General features: G+C 32.4%; 18 protein-coding genes. 11 read left to right on the top strand and 7 right to left on the bottom strand.

Features of this window, described 5'->3' with window-relative positions:
- Positions 1-85 precede the first annotated feature (85 nt).
- Positions 86-502, top strand: coding sequence for a hypothetical protein (locus WAF17_RS11795; RefSeq protein ID WP_338759487.1), 417 nt, complete (start codon positions 86-88; stop codon positions 500-502).
- 47 nt (positions 503-549) lie between these two features.
- Here WAF17_RS11795 and WAF17_RS11790 read toward each other — a convergent pair whose 3' ends face one another.
- The gene (locus WAF17_RS11790; RefSeq protein WP_338759484.1) at positions 550-1,215 is read right to left on the bottom strand and encodes a Uma2 family endonuclease; all 666 of its coding nucleotides are present in this window, start codon (positions 1,213-1,215) and stop codon (positions 550-552) included.
- Positions 1,216-1,303: 88 nt separating this feature from the next.
- On the opposite strand from WAF17_RS11790, the gene lpxK reads away from it, so the two are divergent.
- The 4 genes from lpxK (at position 1,304) to rimK (ending at position 4,988) form a co-directional block, all read left to right on the top strand.
- Positions 1,304-2,389, top strand: a complete 1,086-nt coding sequence (lpxK, locus tag WAF17_RS11785) for a tetraacyldisaccharide 4'-kinase (protein WP_338759480.1) — start codon at positions 1,304-1,306, stop codon at positions 2,387-2,389.
- A 23-nt stretch (positions 2,390-2,412) separates the two neighbouring features.
- Positions 2,413-3,213, top strand: coding sequence for a helical backbone metal receptor (locus tag WAF17_RS11780; protein WP_338759477.1), 801 nt, complete (start codon positions 2,413-2,415; stop codon positions 3,211-3,213).
- Positions 3,214-3,374: 161 nt separating this feature from the next.
- Positions 3,375-3,977, top strand: a complete 603-nt coding sequence (locus WAF17_RS11775; RefSeq protein WP_338759474.1) for a hypothetical protein — start codon at positions 3,375-3,377, stop codon at positions 3,975-3,977.
- Between the two features lie 135 nt (positions 3,978-4,112).
- Positions 4,113-4,988 carry a 30S ribosomal protein S6--L-glutamate ligase gene (gene rimK, locus WAF17_RS11770; protein WP_338759472.1) on the top strand — a complete coding sequence of 292 codons (876 nt, stop codon included), beginning with the start codon at positions 4,113-4,115 and terminating at the stop codon, positions 4,986-4,988.
- Positions 4,989-5,076: 88 nt separating this feature from the next.
- Here rimK and WAF17_RS11765 read toward each other — a convergent pair whose 3' ends face one another.
- Both WAF17_RS11765 and WAF17_RS11760 read right to left on the bottom strand, forming a co-directional pair.
- Positions 5,077-5,592 (bottom strand): hypothetical protein, encoded by a 516-nt coding sequence (locus WAF17_RS11765; RefSeq protein WP_338759469.1) that lies wholly within the window; start codon positions 5,590-5,592, stop codon positions 5,077-5,079.
- 99 nt (positions 5,593-5,691) lie between these two features.
- Complete coding sequence (locus tag WAF17_RS11760) at positions 5,692-6,660, bottom strand: acetyl-CoA carboxylase carboxyltransferase subunit alpha (RefSeq protein ID WP_338759466.1); 969 nt, start codon at positions 6,658-6,660, stop codon at positions 5,692-5,694.
- Positions 6,661-7,465: 805 nt separating this feature from the next.
- Between WAF17_RS11760 and WAF17_RS11755 the strand changes: the two genes are divergently transcribed.
- A complete protein-coding gene (locus tag WAF17_RS11755) occupies positions 7,466-9,964 on the top strand; it encodes a GEVED domain-containing protein (protein WP_338759464.1) in 2,499 nt (832 codons plus the stop codon).
- A gap of 190 nt (positions 9,965-10,154) precedes the next feature.
- Positions 10,155-10,634 carry a hypothetical protein gene (locus tag WAF17_RS11750; RefSeq protein ID WP_338759462.1) on the top strand — a complete coding sequence of 160 codons (480 nt, stop codon included), beginning with the start codon at positions 10,155-10,157 and terminating at the stop codon, positions 10,632-10,634.
- 88 nt (positions 10,635-10,722) lie between these two features.
- Here WAF17_RS11750 and WAF17_RS11745 read toward each other — a convergent pair whose 3' ends face one another.
- Together WAF17_RS11745 and WAF17_RS11740 are read right to left on the bottom strand one after the other, a co-directional pair.
- Positions 10,723-11,022, bottom strand: a complete 300-nt coding sequence (locus WAF17_RS11745; RefSeq protein ID WP_338759459.1) for a type B 50S ribosomal protein L31 — start codon at positions 11,020-11,022, stop codon at positions 10,723-10,725.
- A 188-nt stretch (positions 11,023-11,210) separates the two neighbouring features.
- The gene (locus tag WAF17_RS11740; RefSeq protein ID WP_338759457.1) at positions 11,211-11,846 is read right to left on the bottom strand and encodes a hypothetical protein; all 636 of its coding nucleotides are present in this window, start codon (positions 11,844-11,846) and stop codon (positions 11,211-11,213) included.
- Between the two features lie 442 nt (positions 11,847-12,288).
- On the opposite strand from WAF17_RS11740, the gene WAF17_RS11735 reads away from it, so the two are divergent.
- A complete protein-coding gene (locus WAF17_RS11735; protein WP_338759455.1) occupies positions 12,289-12,600 on the top strand; it encodes a hypothetical protein in 312 nt (103 codons plus the stop codon).
- A gap of 291 nt (positions 12,601-12,891) precedes the next feature.
- Complete coding sequence (locus WAF17_RS11730) at positions 12,892-14,145, top strand: ABC transporter permease (protein WP_338759452.1); 1,254 nt, start codon at positions 12,892-12,894, stop codon at positions 14,143-14,145.
- Between the two features lie 27 nt (positions 14,146-14,172).
- Here WAF17_RS11730 and WAF17_RS11725 read toward each other — a convergent pair whose 3' ends face one another.
- Both WAF17_RS11725 and WAF17_RS11720 read right to left on the bottom strand, forming a co-directional pair.
- Complete coding sequence (locus tag WAF17_RS11725) at positions 14,173-14,874, bottom strand: SMI1/KNR4 family protein (protein WP_338759449.1); 702 nt, start codon at positions 14,872-14,874, stop codon at positions 14,173-14,175.
- Between the two features lie 110 nt (positions 14,875-14,984).
- Positions 14,985-17,675 (bottom strand): 7TM diverse intracellular signaling domain-containing protein, encoded by a 2,691-nt coding sequence (locus tag WAF17_RS11720; RefSeq protein WP_338759446.1) that lies wholly within the window; start codon positions 17,673-17,675, stop codon positions 14,985-14,987.
- A 532-nt stretch (positions 17,676-18,207) separates the two neighbouring features.
- Here WAF17_RS11720 and WAF17_RS11715 point away from each other — a divergent pair.
- Together WAF17_RS11715 and WAF17_RS11710 are read left to right on the top strand one after the other, a co-directional pair.
- Positions 18,208-19,143 (top strand): 1,4-dihydroxy-2-naphthoate polyprenyltransferase, encoded by a 936-nt coding sequence (locus tag WAF17_RS11715; protein ID WP_338759443.1) that lies wholly within the window; start codon positions 18,208-18,210, stop codon positions 19,141-19,143.
- Between the two features lie 196 nt (positions 19,144-19,339).
- Positions 19,340-23,791: a T9SS type A sorting domain-containing protein gene (locus tag WAF17_RS11710; protein WP_338759441.1), complete on the top strand. Its 4,452-nt coding sequence runs from the start codon at positions 19,340-19,342 to the stop codon at positions 23,789-23,791.
- The last annotated feature ends 133 nt before the right edge of the window (positions 23,792-23,924 follow it).

Genomic DNA, 23,924 nt, shown 5'->3' with positions numbered 1-23,924 from the left:
TTTCTTGTCAAAACAAAGTGGTTTTGCGTTTACAGCTCAAACTGACTAACTTTATTTTTTTAGTCTTAACTTATAGAATAATCAAATGGATAATCAAAAACTGAATAACAAGTTATTGCGACTTGCACTATCATTGTTTATTATTTTTCCAGTAGGAGGACTATTTTTATATAGTGTTCATAATAAAAAAGAATATATGGAAAAATATGGACTATTTGTAACTCCTGACTGTATTTTGTTAGAAGAGTGGAATGAAAGAGAACTGAAAGGGGAGTTTGTAGCACTTATAAAGAAAAACTCTCATCGCAAATATGGTCATACTATACAATTAAGTAACGCAAAAAAAATAAGTTTATCTACCTATAAATATCCTTCAGTTGTCAATTTAGGAGATACGTTGTATAAAAATGAAAATTCTTTACTGCTTACGGTTAAAAGAAAAAATAAAGTAGATACTACTATAAATTTACGTAAAATATTTTATTGTGAAGACTTTGACTAAGTTTTTAGATTGTTCAAATTAAACTGTCTTGACAATTATTGTGAAACTTACTCTTTTTCTTGATTTTCCTCTTCTTTACTTTCCATCTCAAAACCCACTTTATTATATATTTTTTCTATTGGAATTTTACATTCTCCTATCAAAATATCCTCGTTTTCTGAATAGGTTTTTACTTTAAAATCTCCGTCTTTATCTTTTGTATAAGTGATAATTGATTTTCGTTCACTGCTCACAATAACATATTGCTTCAAATTTTTCAGTTTGAGATAACATATCATTTTTTCTCCCATATCATATTCTGCTGTACCTTTTGATAAAACTTCTACTACGATTTGAGGATTAGTGAGAGCTTCTGACCTGCCTTTTTTCTTTTCTGCAAATTCTGGTTTTCCACAAATCACTGTTACATCTGGATAAACATATTTTTTACATTCAGGTATATGAATAAGCATATCACTATTAATAACTTCACAATCTTTTTCTTCCATACAGTTACTTAACTGAACTATTAATCTAGAAACAAGTAAATTATGAACATAAGTTGCACCAGCCATAGCGACAACTTTTCCTGCGTGATACTCGCTTTTTGTTTCAGCTAAAAATTCTCTTTTTAAATATTCATCTTCTGAAATGAAATTGCTTTTATTAGACTTTTCTTTTTTAGCAGTCTTTGTTCTTAATCTATTTTCTCTTTCTTCTTTTGTAGTTGCCATAATCTTATCTATTTTAGTGTGTTCTATAAAAATACACTATTTTCAGAGAGTTTTAAAATCAACGAGAGTTAAATTTAATCTATTCCCCTTGAAATACCTCCTTTTCCCTTTCGCTATTTTATACGATTTAATAACCCAAGTCAGAAATTATTTTTATGATAAAAAATGGTTTAAATCTGTGCAGCCTTCTGTTTTTACGATTTCAGTTGGAAATTTGACCGTAGGAGGAACAGGAAAAACGCCACACATAGAATATTTGATTCGATATTTTTTAGAAAAAAATGAAAGCTCAGAAAATTATAAACTAGCCACCCTTTCAAGAGGATATGGACGAGAAACGAAGGGTTTTATTTTAGCAAATGAGCAAACAACAGCTTCTGAAATTGGTGACGAGCCAATGCAGTTTTATCAAAAATTTGCAGCAAATAATAAATTAGAAAAAGTAAATATTACTGTTTGTGAAAAACGAGTTCTGGGGATGCAGAAAATTCTTGAATTATTTCTTAATACAAAGACAATTTTATTAGATGATGCTTTTCAACATAGAGCCATAAAGCCTCATTTTTCGATTTTACTTTCTGATTATAATCGTCCTTTTTATGAAGATTTTTTGTTACCAATGGGAAGAATTAGAGAAAATAGAAAAGGCGCAAAACGTGCTGATGTAGTTTTGGTAAGTAAGTGTCCTTTAGATTTGACAGAAGAAAAAAGAAAATATATTTGTCAGAAAATCAATTATTATACAAAATCGCCTGTTTTTTTTACGAGTTTTGACTATGATAAAGCTGTTTCTTTATTAGATTCTAATCAAGAATTGAAGTTAGAAGATGATAAAAAATATTCTTTCGGAATACTGACAGGAATTGCAAATTATAAACCTTTTCAAAAATATATAGAAACTCAATTTGCTAGTTTTGGAAAATTAGAAAGTCATAAACATTTTCCAGACCATTATAATTATACAGAAAAAGATATTGAGTTTTTGAAAAATAAAAATCAAGGCTCTGATTCGAATATAACTTGGTTTACTACAGAAAAAGATGCTGTCAAATTACGCCCTTTGATTGAATCATTTAGTAAAGAAGAACAAAATAAAATTTCCATTTTTTATATTCCTATAAAAGTTGTTTTTTTAGATAAGAATGAAGAAAAGCAATTTCAAGAATTGATATAGCAAAAAAAATAAAACTAAAGTAAATGTCTATTTATACAGACCAGCTCAATCGTAAAGTAGAAGTAACAGAATTTCCAAAACGTATTATTTCGCTTGTTCCTTCTCAAACAGAACTTCTTTTTGATTTGGGTGTAGGCGAAAATGTCGTAGGAATTACTAAATACTGTATTCATCCAAAAGAAAAAATCAAGAAAATAGATAAAGTCGGAGGAACGAAAGATTTTGATATTGACAAAATAATTGAATTGAATCCTGATTTGATTATTGCCAACAAAGAAGAAAACTATAAAGAGGGAATTGAAAAATTAGATGCAAAATTTCCTGTGTGGATAAGTGATATAAATGATTTGAGTTCGGCTTTTAAAATGATTTTGGAAGTGGGGAAATTGGTAGGAAAACCAAAAGAAGCTGATAGTTTAGTTTATCAATTGAATCAAGATTTTAAAGGATTAAAAAGTATAAATTCTGAAAGTTATAAGGTGCTTTATTTTATTTGGAAAGACCCATTTATGATAGCAGGGAAAGATACTTTTATCAATAATATTTTAAATCAAATGAATTTCAAAAACAGTAGTATAGAGAATCGCTACCCTATTCTTGACAAAGAACAAATAAAAGAATTGAATCCTCAAATAATTTTACTTTCTTCTGAACCTTATCCTTTTAAAGAAAAACATATCGAAGAGTTTGCTCAAATATTGCCAAATACCTATATCAGAATAGTAGATGGAGAACTTTTTTCGTGGTATGGAAGTCGTCTGAAATGTACAGTTGATTATTTGAAAGAACTTCAAAGTGATATTAAGTTGCACTTTAACAAGTAAAAATTAAATCATTTTTTATTTAACTTTTTTTGCAAGGATTCTGATAGTTGGCGTGGTTTGTGTTTTTTATAGGGTGCAAAGACTTTATTCCACTTACTTATTTTATATATTTTCAGTCTCTAAATATTATTACTATTCTTACCTCAAATCCTTTTTATAAAATGACTAATACGACAAAAACAATCCAAAAAATCGTTCTAGCCTTTTCTTTTTTCTTCTTTGTTGGAAGTAGTTATGCAACAACTTCCTTTCATGAATATTACAATTCTATTTTTACAGATTTGAATGCTAGTAGTGAAATAAATAAAGTAAAAGATAATCCTCGTGGTTATTTGGTTCGTAAAGGTGTAAAGTATAAGTGGGAGTTAGAGCGTTCGTCACGCTCTGGACAATATACTTATTTCGTTCATAGAGAAAGAGGAGGAAAATCTAATCTTGTTTATAATACAACGATGGTTGCTATCGACAAACGTAGCTCAACGGGAGAATATGTAATAAAAATATTTTATTCTGTGAACAAAGGTTATAAGTGGGATTTGGATAGAAAGACAATGCTCAGAATTACGTATAAAAAAGATGGTTCTGTAAACTATCAAGCAACTGGAAGAATGTCTGAATTTGAAGATAATAATCACGGATTTTCAGCAGCTAAGTTTAAGCAAAAAACAGCTCTAAATCCTAATTTTACAGATGCTTTTGTGCGTCATGCAGCAGCTTCTATTGCTTATGCAATCTACAAATATCCAAAAATGATGAGATTATAGAATAAAAAAATAAAGTGTTTTACTTACTTACAAAAACGGCTTCTTGTATAAAGAAGTCGTTTTTTTTGGATTTGATAGATTAATGCCTATCTTTTGTGAATAAAAATTAAAACAAAATTATTTAAAACAGAATTCATGAAATTAGCCATCTTATCAGCAAATAAAAACCTTTATTCTACCAAACGCATCATTGAAGCAGGAGAAAAAAAAGGACACGAAATGATTGTTATAGACCATACAAAATGTGATTTGGTTATAGAAAAAAAGAAGCCAAATGTAATTTATAAAGGTGCTGAAATGACTGATATTGATGGCGTAATTCCACGTATTGGAGCTTCTGTAACTTTTTTTGGAACGGCAGTAGTTCGTCAGTTTGAGATGATGAAGATTTTTACTTCTACCGAATCACAAGCCTTAGTTCGCTCAAGAGATAAACTAAGAAGTCTTCAAATTTTGGCTAGAGCAGGTCTTGATTTGCCAAAAACTGTTTTTAGTAATTACTCAAGAGATGTAAGTAGTGTAGTAGATAAAGCAGGTGGTGCGCCTTTAGTTATCAAGCTTTTAGAAGGAACACAAGGCTTAGGAGTAGTTTTGGCAGATAATAAGAATACAGCCGAGTCTATGTTAGAGGCTTTCAATGGTTTGAAAGCTCGTGTTATTGTACAAGAGTTTATCAAAGAAGCAGGAGGGGCAGATATTCGTGTCTTTATTGTTGATGGCGTAGTGGTAGGTGCAATGAAAAGACAAGGAAAAGAAGGAGAATTTCGTTCGAATCTTCACAGAGGAGGAAGTGCAAATATTATCGAACTGACAGACCAAGAAGAAAATGCTGCTCTAAAAGCTGCAAAAGTATTAGGTTTAGGAGTTGCTGGTGTCGATATGTTACAATCTTCAAGAGGACCTCTTATTTTAGAAGTAAATTCTTCTCCTGGATTAGAAGGAATCGAAATGGCGACAGGAAAAGATATTGCAACATCTATTATAAAATATATGGAGCGCAATGTAGAATAAGAAAAAAGATAATGTAGAATTATCAAAAAAAAAACACAGTAGTTTTGAAGCTACTGTGTTTTTTGTGTAAAAAATTAGTTAGAGTAAATCAATTCAAAAAATCATTATAAGAATTGAAGACTTCATCAAAAATACCTTCCAAAATTTTCTTCTGCCTTCGAATGCTCAATATACAAACAGCTGTATGAGCAAGTGTAAAAATTCCTATTAGAATAGCATATAAAGCATTTATTTTATAAAAACTAAAGTATAAAGTCATAGAAACTCCTAAAAGTCCCCAAAACCAAATCAAGATTCTAGTAAATGTGAAAACTTTGTATTCAACTTGAATAAAACATCCTTTTGAAGTAGATTCAATCTTTCCCTCTGCAATACTTAAAAAATTATTGGGTTCTAAAACAGTTCTTGAAAGGCGAAATGTATTTTTTTCTATCTTACCTGTAAAACGATAACGCTCGTAATCTTTTTTACGTTTTGGCTTTTCTCCGTAAGGTTTTGTTAGATGTTTTAGATGGACAAGCAAACGATTTTTGTCAAAAGGCAAAATATAGGTTCGTTGATTGAGATTCCAATTATGAGAATGAAAATTTTGTAGCTTTTTCATTTCGTTTCTATTTGACTTTAGTTTTAATCCTAATTTACTAGAAATTGGATAAAATCACATACTCATTATTGATACATCTTTTTGTTTTGGATTACTGTTTTAGCTTACCTTATTTACTTGAGCTTCTTCAAACTCTCCCATTTTAGAAAATTTTTCTGTGCGTTGTTGTTTCAATGTCTTACTATCTAGTTTTGAGAGTTCTTTTATCATTTCCAAAACAGCTTTTTTCACAATCTCCATTGTTTCTTCTTGATAACGGTGCGCTCCACCAAGAGGCTCTTCTATTATTCTATCTATTAACCCAAATTTGTGCATATCCAAAGAAGTAAGACGCAATGCACTCGCAGCTTGTTCTTTATAATCCCAACTACGCCATAAAATAGAGGAACAAGATTCAGGAGAAATAACCGAATACCATGTGTTTTCAAGCATACAAACTCTATCTCCGATAGCAATACCAAGTGCGCCACCTGAAGCTCCTTCACCAATTACGATACAAATAACAGGAACATCTAACAAAAACATTTCTTTCAAATTTCTTGCAATTGCTTCTCCTTGTCCTCGCTCTTCGGCTTCTATTCCTGGATAAGCACCAGGGGTATCTATCAAAGTCAGAATTGGTATTCCAAATTTATTGGCAAGTTGCATCAAACGCAATGCCTTGCGATAACCTTCTGGATTTGCCATTCCGAAGTTACGATGTTGTCTTTGTTTAGTGTTTCGTCCCTTTTGCTGTCCGATTATCATTACAGATTGACCATCAATTTGAGCGATTCCTCCAATCATGGCTTTATCATCTCCAAAACCTCTGTCTCCATGTAGTTCTACAAAATCATCAGTTAAATAAGCAATATAATCAAGTGTATAAGGACGGTCTGGATGGCGAGAAAGTTGTACACGTTGCCAACGAGTTAGATTCTTGAAGGTTTCTTTTTTCAAATGTACAATACGCTCTTCTAATAGTTTTACAGCCTGACTCACATCCATATTATTTTTGGCTGCAAGTGTTTTAGTTTCTTGTAACTTTTCTTCTAACTCAAAAATAGGCTTTTCAAAATCTAATAACATAGCAATAAAAATAAACGGATTGACAATTAATATAACAAGATACAGCAAAAGGATTCCATCAAAATCTGATAAAATCAACTGCAAATATACTAAAAAAAGAATGAGAATAAATTACATTATTATTCTACTTTTGGATTAATCGTATTGAGTTTGGCTGTTTTTTATTTTTAGGCTTGTTAAATAAGCCAAGTTACATGACTAATAAGAGTTTTTTATAAAACAGTTGATTGTAAATAGATTATAGAGGTTATCTATGTTATTATCTTATTAGATGAGCTAAAATTTTGATACTTATTTTTTGTTTTAGCAGAACTAACAAAGCACTGAGTTTATATAGTGCTATTGTTTAATATATTCCGAATACATCTTACGAAACTAAAAAGAAAAGGTTACGTTTTTTGCTGTCTTTATTTGCAACAGTGTTGCATTTGCGAGTAATTTTAAAGAGCTTTTTTAACTAAAAAGGAGAATTTTTTTCAAAATTGAAATTAAAATTTGGTTTTTTAGATAAAATTGAAATTTTTTTTGGATAAAATAAGATTAAACAATATAAAATATTATTTGGATTAAACTGATATAATAAGGTAAAAAAGAATATTATTTGGTTAAAGTGGTGTTTTTTGGATTTAAAATTTGGTTTGTGGTCTGTTTTTTGGTTTTTGTACCGTTTAATAATGTTTTTGCAAAATTTTGTTTTTCTAAAAATACGCCGTATGTTTGCAACACCTTTCAAAAGTAAGGTTTAACTAAGGATTTGACAAATCCTCAAATAAATTCATTTCCCCCAAATATTTTTACACATATAATGACTTTTACAAAAACAATCAAACGCACACTTTTTAGCTTCGGACTCGGCATAGGAATGCTTGCAAGTTCGACATCATTCGCTCAAGATTCTCACGACCATAAAGACGGTCGTTCATGTCATACAGACAATAACTTAGAACGTTTGCTTTCTATCAACCCTGAAGCAAAGCAAACAATGCGTAATATTGAATCATTTACACAGAATTACGTTCAAAATCAAAAAAATCAACGTACAGAAGCTGAAGTTTATACAATACCTGTTGTAGTACACGTATTATATAGAACATCTGCTCAAAACATTAGTAACGCACAGATTCAATCTCAAATTGATGTATTGAATGCTGACTTTAGAAGAACTAATCCTGATTATGTAAATACTCCTAATGAGTTTTTAGGTTCAGTAGCTGATACAGAAATACAGTTTGTTTTAGCAGATACAGACCCTAATGGTAATCCAACTTCAGGTATTACTCGTACTTCTACAAACAAATCATCTTTTTCTACAAATGATGAAATGAAATTTACTTCTCAAGGTGGTAAAGATGCTTGGGATACTCAAAAATATTTGAATATGTGGGTATGTAACATGAGTGGTGGAATTTTGGGTTATGCTCAATTCCCAGGTAGTGGTGCTGCCAATACTGACGGTGTTGTAATGCTTACTACTGCTTTTGGTTCTACTGGAAACGTAAATGCTCCTTTTGATAAAGGACGTACAGCAACTCACGAAGTTGGTCACTGGTTAAACCTTCGCCATATTTGGGGAGATGGTAACTGTAGCCAAGACGATTTTGTAACTGATACACCTATTGCAGCAGCTTCTAACGGTGGATGTCCTTCTTATCCTTCAAAATCTTGTTCTAACAACGGTGGTTTTTCAAGTGATATGTTTATGAACTATATGGATTATACAAATGATGCTTGTATGTTTATGTTCACAACAGGTCAGAAAAACCGTATGCGTGCTGTTCTTACTGGATTTCGTTCTGATTTAGTTTCAGGTTCTACTGGTGGAGGTGGAGGAAACCCAACTCCTTCTTACTGTGCATCTAAAGGAAATGATGCTAGTTATGAATGGATTGCTGGTGTTAAAGTTGGTTCTCTAAACAAAACAAGTGGAAATAATGGTGGATATGCAGATAATACTTCATCTTCTGTAAGTCTTTCTCAAGGAAGTAACAATGCAGTTACACTTACTCCTGGTTTTGCTAGTAGTACATATAATGAATATTGGAAAATTTGGATTGACTTCAATAAAGATAATGATTTTGATGATGCTGGTGAATTAGTTTATGATGCTGGTTCTTTAAGTAGTTCAGTAGTAAACGGAACACTTTCTATTCCTTCAAATGCAGCTACTGGTTCTACTCGTATGCGTGTATCAATGAAATATAATGGCGCACAAACTGCTTGTGAAACTTTCTCTTATGGCGAAGTTGAAGATTACACTGTAAATATTACTGGTGCATCTGCTCCTTCTTGTGGTGTTCCTTCTAATCTTTCTTCTTCTTCTGTAACAAGTTCTTCATTTACTGCTTCTTGGTCTGCTGTTTCAGGTGCAACTTCTTATGATCTTCGTGTTCGTACTAGTGGTGGTTCTTGGAATGTTCTTAATTCTACTTCTACTTCACTTAATCTTACAGGCGCATCTGCTTCTACTCAATATGAGTTCCAAGTACGTGCAAACTGTTCAGTAAGTAGCTCTTATTCTTCAAGTAGATTTGTAACAACATCTGCTGCTCCAGTTCTTTCTTACTGTGATTCTAAAGGAAATAGTGTTGCTGATGAGTGGATTCAGAGAGTACAAGTTGGTTCAATCAACAACAATTCAGGTGCAAACGGTGGATATGGCGACTTTACAAATCTTTCTACAACATTTGGAAAAGGAACTTCTTACACAATCACAATTACGCCAACTTGGTCTGGTCGTACTTATAGTGAAGCATATGATGTTTGGATAGATTATAACCAAGATGGTGATTTTAATGATTCAGGAGAAAAAGTTTATACTCGTACAAGAAGTACAAGCTCTTCTGTAAGTGGTTCATTTACAATTCCTTCTTCTGCTGCAAACGGCTCTACTCGTATGCGTGTAACGATGAAGTATAACGGAAACGCAACTCCTTGTGAAACATTCTCTTATGGTGAAGTTGAAGACTATACAGTAGTAATTGGTACTACAAACAGAATCAATCCTTCTCCAATGGCTTATCACAATGATAGAGCGCAAGATGCTAGAGTTGATGGAACTAAAGACGGAGATGTTGCTTTTGTAGCATTCCCTAACCCTGCAAGTCAGACATTAAATATTCGTTTAGGTTACTTTAGCTTAGATTCAGAAGTGGTTGTTTATAGTGTAACAGGAGCAAGAGTTCTGAACACTACACTTACTTCTCAAGAAACTGCTATTAATGTTTCAAAACTTCCTAAAGGAATGTATATCTTGAGCGTTAATAATGGTCGTGAGATAGAAACAATCAAATTTATCAAAGAATAAATCAAACTATAATTCAAGTATAAATAAGTGAAATTATTTATCTTTGTATAAAATAAAAAACGCCTAACCTAGTTTATTCTAGTAGTTAGGTGTTTTTTTGCACTATACTATTTGAACAATAACGATTCTGAACTTTACGTATTCAGATTGCCTATTCCCTTATTTTTAACCCTTAAAAATTAAAACAAAAATGAAAAAATCAATAAATTATTCTGTATCAATTCTGATGTTAGTTATCAGTGTTTTTGCTTTTTCATCTTGTAAAGACGAAGACGAAAAAGTAGAGCCTATAATTAGCTGTGAAAGCTCAGTAAGTGAAGTTTCAGAAGCAAATGCCATTCTTGCTCAAAGTAGCTGGGAATGGATAGAATCTCGTAGTGAAGGAAGAAATGGAGAAATAGTAGAGAACCCTGAAACAGAGGGCAAAACAATGTCTTTAGTCTTTAGCTTAGGTGCAACAGTAGAAGAACTTGAAAACGGACAGGCAACAGGAATTTGGGAATATAGAATAAATGCTTTGGCAGACACAACGTTAGGAACTTTCAGTTTTACTTGGTTGAATGCAGGAAATATTGAAAGAAATTATGTATTAGATGTCTGTCCAGATATATTAACTCTTACAGATGCCTCTAGTAGCCTAATGAAAGTATCTACTTACAAGAAGAAATAAAAACCAAATTCTTCAAAAACAAAAAAGCCTTCAAAATCTAATAATGTAGAGTTTGAAGGCTTTTTTTAATGCTAAAAAACAAAATGAATTACTTTTCAGTAGATTCTTCTTTTGTTTCTGCTGGAGCTTCTGCATTTTTATCAGTACGCTTATAACGACGGTTGAAACGCTCAACACGTCCAGTAGTACGTCCAAAGTTTCCTTTTCCACCTGTATAGAATGGGTGAGATGCAGAACTAACCTCTACTTTTACTAATGGATATTCTTTTCCATCTTCCCAAGTGATAGTATCTTTTGTTAGGACAGTAGAACGAGTTAAGAATTTATAATCGCTAGAAGTATCTAAAAATACTACTTCACGGTAATCTGGGTGAATTTCTTTTTTCATTGTATAAACAGTTTAATGTAAGAGGATTGCGCCACTTACCCTATAAATTTAAAATAATTTTTTAGTAAAGTTTATAAAAAGCTATAAACTCCTAAAAAACGAACTGCAAAATTAAACATTTTATTCCAAATAACAAGCATTGAAACGCCTTTAATTCAGTAAATTATCAAAAAGTAGATATAAAATTACTATTTATAAACTTCATTGTAATAACGAATCATCTTTAATAAATCTTCTCTATTACGTAATTTATTATCATGATCTATTAAATAAAGTTCCATTACTTCTTTTTTCTTACCAAAAAGATTCATAATTGCCTCTCTATCTTCTTCTACATCAACTACGTTTCCTTCCTTATTTAATAAAAAATAATCATCTTCTTGAACAACATAACTTCCCCCATTAGTCCAACCTCCCCACATATACGGCGAATAATAACCCACCTGTTTCACTACAAAGTTTTCTCTACAAAGAAGCGTGATTTTTCCTTCAGTTAATAATTCAAAGAAATAAAGAACTCTATAATCATTTTTGGTAATTTGAGGGAGAGCATAAAAGTAACGAACTCGTTCTTGCAATTCGTCTTGAATCCAAAACTGTTCTACTTGTGAGGCGTTATACGAACGCAATTTATTATCAAGTGTTCGGATGGTAATATTGTTTTGGTCTAAGTCATATCTAACACTTCCTTTTATGCTTTCTTCTGTAAATAAATAAACTTCTCCTTTATGCCAATATTCTTTTGAAAAGTTTTGAGCCAAAACCACACTTACAGTTATTTGCAGAATAAATATAAAAATAGATATACAAAATCGCTTTTTCATAGGGTTTTTTATCAAATTTAAAAAATAAAAGTGTATTAGCTTTAAACACTTTTTGGTTCATATCTTGACAGAAAATAGTTTTACTTTTTTGTAATAAACCTGTCAGATACTTTAAAAGCAAATTACTTGACATCTTGAAGGTATTCTGACAAATATGCTTTTCTAAATCTAATTTTTTAAGTAATATAGACGAATTTAGACAGAATAACTGTTTTACGAAGCAGTAGTTTTATCAAATTCTATTTTGCTCGGTCATTAACTGATTATAACGTTACTTAGTTTAAGAGGTGATGTACAAAGCATGATAATTTGTTATCTTGTATCTAAAGAGCTATTTGAGTTAATTATTTTCGTTTAAAAGTAGCTAAATTCTAACTTATTTATCGTTATTTACTTATCAAGTAGTATTTTATTTCCTAAGCAAAACGTATTTTTATAAACTATGAATCTATCAAGTTCTTCTACACAAAAATTTAATGACTATTTATCAGATTCTCTTTCAGAAAAAGAAAAAAAAGCTTTTGAAGAAAAGTTAGAAAAAGAAAAAGAGTTAGCTGATTCTTTCGAAAAGCACAAACAAATTTTGGAAGGAATGACAGGGGCTAGACGTGCTTACTTTCAACTATACAGAGATATTGAAGGAGAACAACCCTACTCAAAACCTAATCAAAGAATTGCACCTTGGTATGTTTGGCTACTCATCATTTTAGTTTTGGGAATAGCTGCTTGGGCAGTTTTTGAGTTTTTTTTATAAGGAAAACTAAAATCCGTTAAAAATAGGATAATAATATAATTTCAAATGAGACTTTCTTTATATTTAAGACAACGATATTTTTAGTAAATAAAATTATTCGTAATTTTTAATTGGCTACGCTGATTATGAAGTTGTTTAAGAATGCAGGTTTTTCCTTAGAATTGGGTTTTCAAAACCAATTCTAAGGAAAAATAACCTAGCCTTTGTTGGTGTTTTAGCGAAGCGACACCAACAAATACACGTAAAACCCATTCTTAAATAGCTTCTATTTTATAATTCGTAATTGTTCTTATGAGATTAATAGATACAGATAAGTGGAGTGAGATAATTGATACACTCTTTAGACACAAACTCCGAACTTCATTAACTGCTTTGGGCGTTGGCTGGGGGATTTTTATGCTTGTTCTGCTTTTAGGAGCAGGAAAAGGACTTCAAAATGGTGTAGAATATAATTTTAGAGATGATGCTGTAAATAGTTTGTGGCTTTATGACGGACAAACATCGGTTGCGTATAAAGGAATGCCAGTTGGTCGTCAGATTCAATTTAAAAATGAAGATTATGATGCCTTAGAAAATATAGATGGAATAGAATATACATCTGGAAGGTTTTATTTGAGAGGAGATTTTATTACAAGGTATAAAGACAAGAGTTCGTCTTATAATACTCGTTGTGTTCATCCAGAACACAAATATCTTGAAAATACAATTATGGATGATGGACGGTTTATTAATCAAACTGATTTAGATAAAAAAAGAAAAGTAGTCGTGATTGGAAAATTAGTTGCTGAAGAACTTTTCGAAGGCTTTGAAGAAAATCCACAAATTCCTATTAAAAAATGGATTAGTATTGGAGATGTTCCTTTTCAAGTAGTAGGTGTTTTTTCAGACAATGGTAATGAGCGAGAAATGCAATATATGTATTTGCCTATCACAACAGCACAACTTGCTTTTAATGGAAAAAATCGTATTAATCAACTCATGATGACCGTCGGCGATGCTTCTGTGAAGGAAGCAAATGCTATTGCAAAAAATATTCAGAAAGACTTTGCAGCACGTCATAAATTTTCCCCTGATGATGATAGAGCTGTAAGAGTTCGGAATACAGTAGAAGAATTCGAAAAATTTCAAATGCTTTTTCTCTTTATCCGAGGTTTTGTTTGGGTAGTAAGTCTAATGACTATTTTGGCTGGAATAATTGGGGTAAGCAATATTATGCTAATTATTGTAAAAGAACGCACAAAAGAGATTGGTGTCAGAAAAGCACTTGGTGCAACTCCTTACTCTATCGTCAGTTTGATTGTAAGTGAAGCAATTGTAATTACTTCTGTGGCTGGTTTCTTCGGACTTACTTTGGGAGTAGGTGCTATTATGGGAATGAAAATGCTTGTAGGAGATGGAGGAGCTTTTTTTAGAAATCCAGAAGTAGATTTGTATGTAGTCTTGGTGGCTATTGGGTTGCTTGTGTTTTCAGGAGCTTTAGCAGGTTTTTTTCCTGCTTACAAGGCTGCCAAAATTGCTCCTATTGTGGCACTTAGAGCAGATTAGGTTACTGGTTGTAATATAAAAGTAGATTCAAATCTCTCTTTCTACTTCTATAACCTTACAGCTTTCTAAAAACTCTGAAAAACTATTTCCTACTTTGACAAAGTATGCTCTTTTTATGTGGTCTATAACTTCTTGTCCCTTTATAGTTTCTTCGTCTATTTGTTCATAACTATCAATATTATACTCTTCAAAAACTTTCTCTATTCTATTTTGATAGAAGTTGCCATGAAAATTTGCAGGATGGTTACATAATCCGTAATTGTAATATATCGAACCGTACTCTTTTTCATCTAATGATATACACAGCATATCAGCACAATCTGGATGACTACATTTTGCAATAGACATCATGTTATTTGGCAAAATATCAAAGTCAAGTTTTGAATGTTCATTAGAAGCTACTAGTTCAGACATGTCCCAATCCTCAACCTCACTCTCATTCATATCATTTTCTAACCAAACTACGAAAAAGGCAACTAAACAAGGTTTTACAGGCTCATTATTGTTTTTTACCCACTTTAAAGGAGTTTCAAAAACTACCTCTTTTTGATGTTGAGTAATTTCTGTATCCTCTACATAACCAGGAGAAACATATCCTCCATTACTTTTCAACAAAAATTCTTTATAATCATTAGGAATTGAAGGATAGCCAAACTCTTTTTGAAGTATAGTTTCTAATTTAGTAATCAAATTTTCTGTCAAAGAAGGAAAAGAATGTACTAATTTCATAGTGGGGTTTAAGTTTGAAAAACTTGAAAAGAAATTATATTTATTATTTGAAGAGTTCAAGAAATGAAACAGAAGCATAATTTCAAAATTGAAATTAGTTTTCCTAATCTCTATAACCTAATTCCTAAAAGAGTAATATCATCTCGCTGTTCTTCATATTGCTGGTGTCTTTCCAGTTCTTCTTTGAAAAACTCTCCTTGTTTTTCCATTGGTTGAGCATTGATTTGTTCTAACCAAGTAAGAAGTTGCATTGTACCTATTTTCTTTTTGCGTGGTGAAGACTGATCAACATATCCATCAGTTGTGAAATAAACAGCATCTCCCTCATTGAGCCAAATTTCTTCTTGCTCAAATGGTTTGTCATTCTTTCCTCTTCCTCCAATAGTTTTTCGTGTTCCTTTAAGTTGATGTAGAGCATCGTTACTTACATAGTAGAGAGGACGTTTTGCACCTGCAAAAACTACTTTATACCTATTTATTTCTTCTAAATGCTCAATACAACACAAACAAACATCCATTCCATCATCATTATTATAAATATCTTGCTTTAAGGCTTTTTTAATTCCAATATGAAGCTGATCCAAAATTTCTGATGGCTCTTGTGTTTTTGATAAAATTTGATTGAGTTGCATTGTTCCGATAAGAGACATAAATGCCCCTGGTACGCCGTGTCCTGTACAATCAATCACTCCTACAAAAGTTTTGTTTTCATATTCCTCTATCCAAAAGAAATCTCCTGAAACAAAATCTTTAGGCTTATAAAGTAAAAAGTGTTCTTTAAATAAACGTTTGAAACGACGTTCTCCAGGCAAAATTACGCCTTGAATATCTCTTGCATAGCGTAATGAATCTGTAATTTGTAGATTTTTTCTGTCAATCTCATCTTTTGCAAGTTGTATCGTTTGATAGGCATCATAATTTGAAAGTGCAATAGTAATATAAGCAGCCAAACTTTCCAAAATACGATAATGATTACGAGAATAAGCATTTTTGAGTGGACTTTGTACCGTAATTACTCCTAATAGTTTTTCTTCTTGAATCAAAGGATAATAAATAATAGAATTTCGTTCTTCTACCAAGACACCACGAGCTTTTTCTTCCAAAAATTGTGAATATTCTTCATCAAAATCAGTTATGAAAATAGGTTTTTTATTTCTAGCACACCACGTAGAAAGTCTATCATCATTAATTGGAGCTTCTCTGTAAGGAACCATTTCACCTTCTTTATAAAAATGGCTAAAGCCTATAATTTCTCTCTCTTCATCGTATGTTCCAATTCCAAAAACAGTAGCGTCCATCATTTCATCGACGTGCTTATACACTGTATTTATAATTACGCCAATATCCAAAGAAGCTGTAATATCTCTTCCAATATCGCTTAAAAGATTTATATCTTGATAGGCTTTTCTTAGCTCTCCCTGTTGTCCTTGTAGATTTTCGTTTGCTTTTTCAATTTGCTCCTTTTGCCTAGTAACCTCTTCTTGTTGTGTAACGAGTTCCATATTTATTTTGGTAATTTCTCGTGTACGTTCAGCTACTTCTTTTTCTAATTTCGTTTTTTGTTCCTCTATCAAAACTCTATTCTCTTCATTTCTTCGCTCTATTTCAGTGCGCAAGTAATTTACACGGTCAGCAAGTCCTAAGGAAACAAATAAACCTAATAAAATATCGGCAAACTGTGAGGCATGCATAGCAAAATAACTTCTAGGAATAAGCTCTAATTGAGCCATTGCAAAAATCAAAATTCCACCAAAGTAAACAATATTTGCAGCTAGTAAAAAAGAAGCAGGACGATGTTTCAGTTTAATTACAATACCAGTATTGACAACAAGTGCGACAGAAATAGTAAAGACAAGCAAACCTACCATCCATTGCATCTTATGAAGACCTATGAAAGTAAGTCCAAAAATAACCAAACAAAGACCAGCTATGCCAATAAAAAACTTATCCCAAAAAGGAGCTACTTTTTTAAGATTTAGAAAACTTCTGAAAAATAATGTGTAAAAAAACCACAGTAAAGCTGTAACAGGAACGGTCAATAACCAGTTTAGTGATGGGTCATTTGGAATAAAAAACTCTATCAAATACTCCTCAAAAATCATATTCAGAAGGGCTGCCATAAACAGAAGCCCTACATAATATAAGTAACGGCTATCTCTAAATAAAAATGAAACAAATAGACTATTCAGAGCTAAAAGAACCATAGCACCCAAATAAAAACCTTGATAGTAACGTCGTTCTTTTGAAAGTTCGATAGCACGAGATAAATCTTCTATTGTGAGATGTTCTAATGTATTGAGAAGTTCTTTATTCTGTTTTGCAAATGCTGTACGATGTTCTACACGTAGAAAAAAAGTTTTCGATTCAAATCTATCTAAGGTAACAACAAAACAAGCCGAACGGTCTATTTTTATATTTCTACTGTAATGAGGAAAAATAATTCCGTCCTCACTTCTTATATAACTAATTCCATTGGTGGTAGGTGTATAAAGATAAGCTACTTCTGCATCTTTTGCTTTTAGAAGATAAAGTTTACGACTTGCAAACGTATTTTTTAGTGTAAAACGAACCCAATAAATATCTGTATCATCATCATAAACAGGTTTAGTATCTTTATAAAGCCTAAAATCTTTTACCTTATCAGTTCTGCTGACATCATCTATTGTATATGTTCCTTCTGTATCTGGCAAGATAAATACGTCTTTGCCCAAAGCATACACTTTTGTAGAATCACTTAAATCAAAAACTTGTGCTTGGACTGAAAAATTGAATAAAAAACTTATTGCTAGAGCTAAGGACAAGAAGAAAAACCTCAAAATTGAATCATTTTTGAAGTTGAAATTGAGTAAAGAATGATTTTTTATAACAAAAAGAATGGGCAAAACGAATATATTTAGCCTTAAAACAATAATAATTAGAACAATATATAAAATATGTATCTTTACTTAAAATATTTCTCAAAGAAAAGATAAGGTTTATAGACTTATACTTTCCTTATATCTAGTAAATCTAGTCAAAAGATACTAACTTTTTTGATTTATTGCCAAACTTATTTTTAAGTTTGGTCTAAGTTTATCATTTAGCTTTTATATAAATTGATAAAAAATGCTGTTTTGATTGAATAACTTAAATTTAAGTAAAAATCAGACCATTTTCTACTTTTTCTATTTATTTAATTTTTTATTTCTACCAACTATTATTTTATTTCTATGAATATTTTTTTCAAGGAAAAGTAGTTTCATTTAATTTATGCTTTGAATTATGTCTTTATAATCTGATTTTCAGTATATTTTTGTAAAAAAATCTGTATTCTATTGTTTATCACTAAAAATTATGAATTTAAAATCTTGGATAGAAGCTGCACGATTACGAACCTTGCCTTTGGCTCTTGCAAGTATGCTAATGGGTTGTTTTTTGGCTGCTATAAATGGATATTTTGATATAAAAATAGCTTCTCTGACTATTTTGACGGCTATTTTACTGCAAGTTTTATCAAATTATGCTAATGATTATGGAGATAGCATTCACGGTGCAGACCACAAAGGCAGAGTAGGTCCTAAACGTGCTGTACAGGAAGGAAAAATTACGTCTGCACAGATGCGAAAGGCTGTTATTTTGTTTTCTGTTTTGTCATTTGTGAGTGGTGTTTTATTACTGATTGTGGCAATAGATTTTCAAAAAGAGAGTAGCTGGAAAACGCTTGGTTTCTTTTTAGGATTGGGTGTTTTTTGTATTGCTGGAGCGATTCTCTACACAGCAGGAAAGAAACCCTATGGTTATATGGGTTTGGGAGATATTGCTGTTTTGATTTTCTTTGGTTGGGTGGCAGGTGGAGGAACATATTTTTTACAAGCACAAGCCTTTTTCCAAACTTCTACAGATTTTCAAGCTATTTCTTGGGATATTTTTCTTCCTGCTACAAGTTGTGGGCTTTTTGCTGTTGGTGTTCTAAATCTGAATAACATTAGAGATATAAATTCGGATATTTTGGCTGGAAAAAACTCTATTCCTGTCCGAATTGGTAAGGAAAAAGCTAGTATTTATCATGCTTCTGTTTTGGTTTTGGCTTGGCTTTGCGCACTCATTTTTTTAGGTTTAAATTATCAAAATCTTACAAACCTTATTTTCTTGATTACGTTTCCATTATTTATACGAAATATCATTCAAGTTTTCAAAAGAAAAGACATGGAACTTGACCCACTTTTGAAACAACTTGCGCTTTCTACTTTGCTTTTTGTAATCCTTTTTGGAGTGAGTTTTTTGATATGAAACACATATTAATTTAACAACGTACCATAAAATATAATTTAATTGATTAATTAGTTTTATAATTTACTGATTATCAATAAATTTGCATTATCGTTCTAACTTAACTTACTTTCTTGCATAAAAATTGTTATTAAAACGTAGAGTTACAGACTATTTTTTGCTACAAAACTCCTTATGTATCTAACCTTATCCATTTATGAATCCTTTATATAGTTTTATGAGATATAAAAATATTTTTTCATTTATATTTCTAAGTATTTTTTCCTGTTTAATAGCACAAGCTCAAACAGGTCCTGGAGGAGTTGGAACAAATACAGGAGTAGCACCTTTACAATTATGGCAACGTGCTGATGCTATTACACCTATACCTGCTGATGGAGCTGCGACTGATTTTATAGATGTTTCTGGACATAATAGACATTCAACTAATTCGAATGGTGGAGGTGATGGCGTGCGTGCATTATACCAAGCTAATATAGCTAATACATTTCCCATTATTCGTTTTAATGGTTTGAATACAACTGCTGGTTCACAGTACGATGATGCTTACGCATATGCTGCACGTACTGTATTCGTAGTTTGCAGACCTTCTTCTACTACACAAAATACTGGTGATTTAGGACAATTATGGGGAGACTATGACCCCACTCAGGCACAAGTTGCTATAGATGCTCGTGGGGGAGGAAATAATAGAGGTTTTAGTTTTGATGGTTCAGGAGGAACGCAAGCTAGATATTCTATTAATGGAGCAAACTTTACAGGTTTTGTAGGAAACTCAAATGTACAACAATGGACTTATAATCAGTTTGAAGTGTTTTCTGTAGAGTTTCAAAGTACACAAGCTATGACCAATCAACGTATTAGTACTTTAGCACAAAACTTTACAACAGACCACAGGTTTGGAGGTGATTTAGCAGAAATAATTGTCTATGATAGAGTTTTGAATAATGCAGAAAGAATTATAGTACAAAATTATCTTTCTTCAAAATATCAAGGAACAGCACTTACTCTAAATGATTTTTATTCTCACGATGCCGTAACTGCACAGCCATTTTTCCATGATGTAGTGGGAGTTGGAAGAGAAACAGGAACGAATACACACCTTGCTTCTACATCATCTTTTGTAGAAATTAATGCTGTAAACACCATAAATCCAAATTCATATCTCTTTATGGGACACGATAATGGAAATATAGGCACTTATACAACAACAAACTCTCCTGCTGGATATGAACGAGTTGCAAGAACTTGGAGAGCAGATGTTACAGGTACAATAGGGACAGTTACTTTTAGAATAGATGCTTCTCAGCTACCTGGTGCTGCTGCCTGTCAGTTAAATATTCTTACAGACGGAGATAATGACTTTACAAGTGGTGCAACAATTACTCCCCTCACGCAAGTTGGTGCTACTTCTATTTACCAAGGAACTCTTGCTATTCCAGATAATGTCTATTTTACAGTAGCACAAGCATCAGGAGCAGTTATATCTCTTACAGCAACTGCCAATGGAAACTCTGGAGAAGTAGATTTGACTTGGACAAACCCAGGGCTTGCTAATTTTCAAGAGTATAGAATCTATGGAGGACTTTCTAATAACCCTACCAATTTATTAGCTACTATTACTGACCAAACTACATTAGCTACTACACTTACAGGACTAACAAACTGTCGTTTGAATTACTTTAGATTAGTACCAGTTACTCTAACAGATGTAGAATCTCCTTGTGAAGGAACAGATACAGCTATTCCTACAAATGGTGCAGTCCCTACTGCAATGAATTTTACAGCAGCGACTCCTGTAACTTTACCATCTCCAAATGGACAGGTTACACTGACTTTTGATGCAAGTGGTGATACAGAAATAAGACAAATAAGAGTGTATAGATATAGAAATGGAGACCCTATTCCACCTACGCCATCTGTTACATTTACATCTGGTATTGATGAAACTACTACATCAGTAGCAGTAGCAGGTCTATTTCCTTCTCCTCCCTCTACTTGTTTTAGAATAACTCAAGTAAATGCTTGTGGGGAGGAAAGTCCTATCTCTGGAGAACAATGTGCCAGCATTACTGTACAGCCAGAAATCTGTAATAACAGCATAGATGATGATGGAGATGGAAATATAGATTGTGGAGACCCAGACTGTGCAGGAATAGATGACTGTCCTGGTTGTATCTTTCAAATTACAGACCCAGGAGAATTTCAGTTATTTCAGTTTAAAGTAATTCCTGTAAATGGTAATAATATTGGTTATCAAACTCCTATTTTTGGAGATGTTGATGGCGATGGAGAAACTGAAATTGTAGTTCTTGGAGATAATGGAATTATAAGTGTTTTAAACCCTCGTAATGATGGAAACCCTGATGTAGAATATACTCAAACAGGACTTAGAGACCCAGATGGAGCAACAAGTTTACTAACGATGGCAAATGTAGATGGAGATGCTTTTATAGAGTTTTTCTATGTAACAAGCGATAATAATTCTCCTGTTGTTTCCTATCAATATGTACCTGGAGTAGGCTTTCAATTAGAGTGGGAAAGTGATGACCCAGCTATAAATCCAATAGCAGCAAGAAGAGTTTCTAATACAGATAGAGCAAATACAAACTTGACTGACTTTAACGAAGATGGTGTTCCAGAGGTTTATACAGGAGGCACAATCTTTAATGCACAAACAGGAGAATGGCTAGGTTATGTAGGTGCTGGAAACCCTGATGGTGACCCAAGAGATACAGGAGACCCTATCTTTCAAATATCTAATGCTGCTGATGTTTTACCAAATGCTTTTTGTGCAGATTGTGCAGGACTTGAACTACTTGCTGGAAATACAGTCTATTCAGTAAATATTGCTACCAACACAATAACTCCTGTTGCAGTAGCTCCTATTCCTCTAATAGGAGGGTTTAGAGATGCTGTGATGTCTGTTGCTGATATGGATAATGATGGTGATATTGATGCTGTTGTATCTGGTTATGGTAGAATTTATGTTTGGGATATTCAAACTCCCACACTTCTTTCTAATGTTTTTGATTTAAGAGCTTATAATCCTGGGGATTTCATAAATGGTGTAGAAGGGGTGGGAGGAGCAAATCCTTACTCAGGTATTCCTACTATAAATGACTTTGATAATGATGGTAGAAACGAATTTGGTGTAACCAAAGCAAATGGCGTAGTTATGTTTAATGATGTAGATACTGCTAATATTGCTGCAAACGGTGGAGATTTACAGCCGATGTGGACATTACCGACAACAGATGATTCGGGTACTACAGGACTTTCTTCTTTTGATTTCTTAGGAACAGGGTTCGCTAACCTTGTTTATAGAGACCAAACAAAAGTACGTATTTTCCAAGGAGCAAGTGGAGATGTTTATTTCAACTCTCAAACCTCTGGCTTTCCTACCTGTGCAAGTGGTACAGGAATGGAAATTCCAACTATTGGAGATGTAAATAATGACGGACAAACAGAGATAATCGCTTCTTGTAATGGTAGGGTAATCATTTATCAGTCTTCAAATATTCCTTGGCTACCTTCTCGTGATGTGTGGAATCAAGTAAATTATAATATCACAAATATCAATGGAGATTTAACTGTTCCTGCTACCATCACAACCCCAAATTATTTGACAGTCGCTCCTCCACTCAATAATTATATGGCACAGCGTCCTCTTAGTAATTCTACAGTTCCTTTTATTCCTGCTGCTGATATTGTAGCTTTAGTAGATGTAGATGATGGTGCAATTAATTTAGGAAATTGTCCTAGTGAAGTAACCTTTACTATCGATATAGAGAATCAAGGAGATGCAGATGTGACGGTACAATATCCAATTACTTTTTATAGTAATGACCCACAAGGTTCTTCTTGGACTCAGTTAAGTAACTTTGCAATTAATGATGGTTTAGCTGTTGGAGAACAAAGAGAATACACTTATTCCTTTCCTCTGACAAGTGATCCTGCTGACGTATATGTTGTACTCAATGATGCTGGAGGTAGCACACCAGGAAGCCCTATTTCTTTACCTAATACTTCTGTTGCAGAATGTGAATACAATAATAATTTCTTAGGACCTTATACTATTGCAAATTGCTTTGACCCTCTTCCAATTCAGCTTATTTATTTTAATGGACAAGACAAGGGGGATAAAGTACAATTAGATTGGGCGACAGCATCAGAAAAAGATAATGCTTACTTTGAAGTTCAGCGTAGTTTTGATGGACAAGATTTTGTAACTATTGATGTTATTCAGGGACAAAAAATTTCTACTCAAACAAGAGAATATCAGACCTTTGATTATGAAAACTGGACTGGGGTAGTATATTACAGACTCAAGCAAGTAGATACAGATGGCACTCCTACACTTAGTAATACAATTGTGTTTAGAAGAAACAACGATTTAGATATTACGATTTATCCTAATCCAATTTCTTCAGGACAAAACTTAAATATTGAAGGGCTAAATGGAGAATGGAAGGCTATTCTGTACGATATGGCAGGTAGAAGTATTGAAAGCTGGAATATTACTTTTGATAGACAAACCTATACGACACCTTTTCCAAATCTTCAAAGGGGAATGTATATCATTCAATTAGAATCCTTAGACAATAATGAAGAAGGAAAAATTATTAAGAAAATAATTGTAGAGTAACTGAATTACAAAAGTTGATTTAAAACCCTTATCAAAACCAAAATTTGATAAGGGTTATTTTATTTGGATAAAATTAAGTAGTCTTTTTATTCCAAAATTTCAGTAAATTTGAATAAAAAGAAATCCAAAGGTT

It is taken from the genome of Bernardetia sp. ABR2-2B (genome assembly GCF_037126435.1).
GTDB lineage: Bacteria > Bacteroidota > Bacteroidia > Cytophagales > Bernardetiaceae > Bernardetia.
Note: the sequence above shows the minus strand (reverse complement) of the source record. Positions and strands in the feature narration are given on the sequence as shown.